This window comes from Komagataeibacter xylinus (assembly GCF_004302915.1).
Taxonomy (GTDB): Bacteria; Pseudomonadota; Alphaproteobacteria; order Acetobacterales; family Acetobacteraceae; genus Komagataeibacter; species Komagataeibacter xylinus_C.
Map to the genome: position 1 here is coordinate 1 of NZ_QQBI01000099.1, position 1160 is coordinate 1160.

Annotated in this window: 1 protein-coding gene; it reads left to right on the top strand. The window is 58.2% G+C overall.

The window, feature by feature from the left end:
- Positions 1-63: 63 nt before the first annotated feature.
- A partial coding sequence (locus tag DV027_RS17310) for an IS630 family transposase (RefSeq protein WP_010518273.1) occupies positions 64-1160 on the top strand: 1097 nt, incomplete at its 3' end.

The window sequence follows — 1160 nt, forward strand, 5'->3', positions numbered from 1 at the left end:
TCACCTGGAACTGAAATAAGCATCATTATATGATATTCCTGTCGCACTGACGGGAGCAGAACGATGGCGGGACGACAGGCAGGTCAGGTAGTACTGCGTCCGCAGGCGCGGACGTTTCTTGAAGGGCAGGTCCGGCGTCACAAGGCGCCGCGGTCATTGTCGGATCGCTGCCGGATGGTTCTGCTCTGCGCCGAAGGCTTGCAGAGCAAGGAAGTCGCTGCACGCCTGGGGGTACATGAGCACACCGTCGGCAAATGGCGGCGGCGGTTTGTCGAAGATGGCATTGAAGGCCTGACCGACGAATATCGTGCCGGCCGGCCCCGCACGGTGTCGGACGCGCAGGTTACGCAGGTCATCGAGCGCACGCTGAACACAACGCCCAAAGACGCGACCCACTGGTCGATCCGTTCCATGGCTGCCGAGATCGGCCTGTCGCATACGACCATCCGCCGGATCTGGAGCGCCTTCGGTCTGCAGCCGCATCGGGCCGAAACCTTCAAACTGTCGACGGACCCGCTATTTGTCGACAAGGTTCGGGATATTGTCGGTCTTTACATGTCGCCACCGAACCGTGCGATCGTGCTGTGCGTCGACGAGAAATCCCAGATCCAGGCGCTGGACCGCGAACAGCCAGTCCTGCCTATGGCACCGGGCGTGCCGGAACGACGTACCCATACCTATCTCCGGAACGGCACGACGTCGCTGTTTGCAGCCCTCGACATCGCAACAGGTGCGGTGATCGGCAAATGCTACAAACGTCATCGTACCACGGAATTTCTGGACTTCCTGAAATGTATCGACGCTGAGATCCCTGCTGGCCTGGATGTTCATCTCGTGATGGACAACTACGCCACGCATAAAACGACCACGATCAAGACATGGCTCGCACGCCGCCCGCATTGGCATGTTCACTTCACACCCACCTCGGCTTCCTGGATCAATCAGGTAGAGCGCTGGTTCGCCGAACTGACGCGCAAGCAACTCCAACGCGGCGTGCATCGGTCAACAACTGAACTCGAAGCCGACATCACAACTTTTATCGACGCACATAACGAAAATCCCAAGCCGTATCGGTGGGTCAAATCAGCCGACCAGATCCTCGCCTCGGTGAAGCGCTTTTGTCACAAGACAATGAACCGAACTTCAGATTCAGGTGACTA